Origin of the sequence: Flavobacterium sp. HBTb2-11-1, assembly GCF_009826975.1 — a bacterium.
Lineage (GTDB): Bacteria > Bacteroidota > Bacteroidia > Flavobacteriales > Flavobacteriaceae > Flavobacterium.
In genome coordinates, this window is record NZ_WUMO01000020.1 from 1 (window position 1) to 3,973 (window position 3,973).

A 3,973-nucleotide genomic window follows, 5' to 3' on the forward strand; every position below is an offset into this window, starting at 1 on the left:
AGCTGTAAGCCCGGTAGCGGCAAGTACGCCAGCACCGGCTTTTGTGTTTTCGGGCGTGCCAAGCCCTCAGGCACTTTCTACGCCTTTAAACACTAATGCGACGCGTACAGTTAAGTTTAAAAATAGTGGGAATGTATCTGTATCTACGGTATACTTTGATGCTAATGTGGTAACAAGTACACAATACCCATACTACAAACTGCTCAACTCCAATTTTGGCACAGTAACGCCTATAACCAACGGATACCGTATTACCTTAACAGGTGCAGCGTTGCAAAGTGCTATTACAACAACTTCTGGAACGGCAGATGCTAATTTTGACAAAGATGAAGAAATCACGCTGGTGCTTACAGAACAGATGACTAGCTGTGCTTTGGGGTCTTCAATCCAGCTGGCTATGAAAGCAGGATCTGGAGATAGCAAGAATAGTTTTTGCTTCTTTGATAGTTCTACAGCATCTATTACAACTCCTGTAGGAAACCCGAGTATTTCGTTAACCCGAATTGCGGGAACCGCTACTTATGCTACTTTTTGCACCAATGGTACGGTTTCTTATACCATAAAGAATGAAGGAAGTGGTAGCAATGAATCTGCCTTATTTAACATTAAACTGCCGTGGACTACTAATAGAAATAGCGCTGCTGGTTTTGCTGCAGGCGGACCATCAGACGGCATAACACTAAAAAAAGTAAGTATTGGCGGAGTAGATATTACATCGCAGGTATTGGTTTTAAATCCATCAAGTGGAGCAATCATCTCAGGAGTTGCACAAAACGTTCCAATTGTAGATTTATCTAGATTAACTGCAGCAATTGCAGGAGTTTCTCTAGTTGATTTGAATGGAGACGGTCATTTTGATGATTTATTGCCGGGACAAAGCATACGTATAGATTTTGAATATGGATGGGATGCAAGTAAGTTTCAAGCTTGTATGTTGCAAAGTGCTACTAACTTAAGTGACGGAAATGGCTACTTTACCTTAGGTACTTCATATACCACTCAGTGTGGTACAATTATCAGTAAATTTAATTATGATTATGGAGAATTTGTAGCTGGTTTGCCTGGTTTTGCTATAGGAGCACAAACCCGAAATACTAATTTTGCTACTATAGATAAAGCTTTGTTTGCTTTGGGAGATAAAGGAATAATTTCTGTGCAGGTAGTTGCAGGTTTATCAGGTGCTGGATTTTATTCGACACCATTTACTAAAGTATTTACTGTAACTTTACCCGATGGATTGGATTATGATTCATCAGCTGCTATAAAATATAATAATTCCTTTACTGTATCACCTACTTACATAAATTATAATGCAACGACTAAAGTTTTAACGGCTATTTTAAATTCAGCTGTTTATAATGGTCTTAATGGTAATGATCTTCTTAGCGTCCCCGTTATAGCAACAACAGCTACTGCAGTTAATAAAACAGTTGTTTTTAAAGAGACCTATTCTCAAAACAGTTGCCCAGGAATCGCTAAAGATTTTGGCTGTGGCAGTACGCTATTGAATTATGGTTTTGTGGGTAATTGCGGTATTATCAATACAACTAATTTTAAGGCAACACGTACTACGTTTGGATATATCCCAGATGTAAGCGGTATAAATAAATTTTACAGACCGACAGGCTTTGTTAATGAAAATACGCCTGGAATTAATCTGCAGGGAGCACTTAGTAGAGATAAAGTTAGGTTTAATTTTGAAGGTGCAGTAAATGGCACTAATTACAGCCAATTATGGTCAAGAGTTACTTATTCGTCACTTCCAGTTAGTACAGCGACAGTGCCTGTTCCAACAACTTCTAATTTTGATCCGGTCTCAGCAACTGCTTCTGAAGTTATAGGAACCATTAATGTAAAAAAAGGAATTGACGGATCAATATTAACCGCTAACATTACAGTTGGTGATGTTGTTTTTACTTACGATTCACCAACACAAAAGCAATGGATTCAGGTAAATGTAGGAGCTAAAATTGGTACGGGCTTGGATATTAACTATACTCCTGTGATAGGCGATGTTATTTCTGTCAATTGGCAGGTAAGAGTTTCTGCAAATAATGTACCTTTTCTTTATTCTGCCATAACAGATTTAAAAGGAGAGCTCTATACTAAAGACACAGGAGGTACAGAATCTGGATGCGAACCTCTTCCAGAGCTTTTATATCTGCAATCAAATAACCGTGGAACAAGCAATTTTTATGGTACGACAAATTTGGCAGGGAATCAGACTTTTTCAGCTCAGAATGGTTTGGTAAACAACAATCATAGTAGCAATACCTCTGTAGATAAATTCCCGAACGAAACGCGTATGCTTTTTAATATCCGCAAGGCAACCACTACAGTTCAAGGGATTTGGAAATTGAAAGAAATCAGCCCGCCATATTATGTAGCTAGCGGTGTTACGGCAACTCTTCCTCTGGATCCTTCTTTATTTACAGTCTCTTATTCGAATGGCAATACTGTCATCACGTTTGTGAATGATGCTTTGGGATCTGATGGATTACTGTCTCCTACAAGTAATATATTGGCAAATGATTTTGTGGGGGCAAATGGTGTTCAGCGTTTGTATATTCCTATAGAACCTGTTTGTGTTCCGACTGGTTCTATTATCGTAAGTACACAAATGATTGGAGATGATTATACAGGTACTCAGGATGTAACAGTAGCTCAATCTAATAGCTATAGTAATAGTCAAACAGCTGCTAGTTATGTCAATTATAAAGCCAGTACAACAGCTACTTTGCAAAACGTAGATGGTGTAGGCAGTACAGTAAAATGGCAGGTAAGAGTAGCCAATACTACAGATGCCGCTGCATTTTTACCTACAGGAGCGAGCACTACGCTACCTAATAACTGGATGAGCTTTGTATCAGCCAACAATAATATTACGGTTACACAAGTAGAACAGGTAGATACCAGTAATAATGTAATAGCGACTTATCCTGTGGTAAATTATGGAGCAGGAAAATACTGGGTAAAACTGGGAGACATTGCCACAACTAATACGTATAATGTGGTGGCAAATTACAGCGCCTGCACAAACGACAAACTCCAGTTTACTTATAGTTTCGGGGCAACAGGCTATCCTATGGATCCTGACGTAGGCTATGGAGCGGAACTGGCTACGTGCACAGCCAACCAGACCACGTTTGATCTTAACCTGCTTCCAAAAGACATCGGCATCACAATGGCGGTAACATCGCCTCAAAATCCGGTGCAGTTCTGCACTAACCCCATAACGGGGTCAGAACATATGATCGACTACAGCATGGAGGTGACCAATACGGGAACCGGCAATGCTGAGAATCTGATATTGGAGGCCGCTTTCCCTGCCAACTATACGGCAAGGGCGGGAACGAGCAAATTGATATACGACGGGGCAACCAGAACCATCGGCGATCCAGTTTTTAACACGGCAAAAGGAGTATGGCAGTGGTACATCTCGGCAGATGCCAATGGACTGCCATTCCTGCCGCCGTCATCAAACGGAAATAACGTGATGGCGGTAAGTTATCAGGGGGAAACGACCTGCGGCTTTGTTTCGGGCTCATCGGTATCCTATAACATGAACGCCACCAGCGGCTGCGGGCAATTGACCCAAGTGGCCGCTTCGGGAGGAGGAATGGATCTCAGCGTTGTGCCTCCGGCATTAAACAGCTATGTTTTAACGCCTAGTGTAGTGGACTTAAAGAATGACGGCGGCGGAGCGGTGTACAGCATTGAGATTAAAAATCAGGGCTCGAACCCTATCAGCACCAACGAAAACATTTATATCACAGTGCCTTCTTCGATAGATTATGTGGCAGGTTCAGTAGAAAGAACCATTGGAGCGGCAAATATAACAGAACCGACAGGGAATGCTGTTGTAGGCAAAACGCGCATCATCACTTTCCCGCTTCCGACAGGAGCAAGCGGCAATACGCTGGTTCAGAATGAAACGGCGAGCTTTAATATTAAGTTTAAAATTGTCGATCCT

At 41.3% G+C, this 3,973-nt stretch carries 1 protein-coding gene; it reads left to right on the forward strand.

What is annotated here, in order from left to right:
* A partial coding sequence (locus GR162_RS22050; protein WP_160783889.1) for a hypothetical protein occupies nucleotides 1-3,973 on the forward strand: 3,973 nt, incomplete at both ends.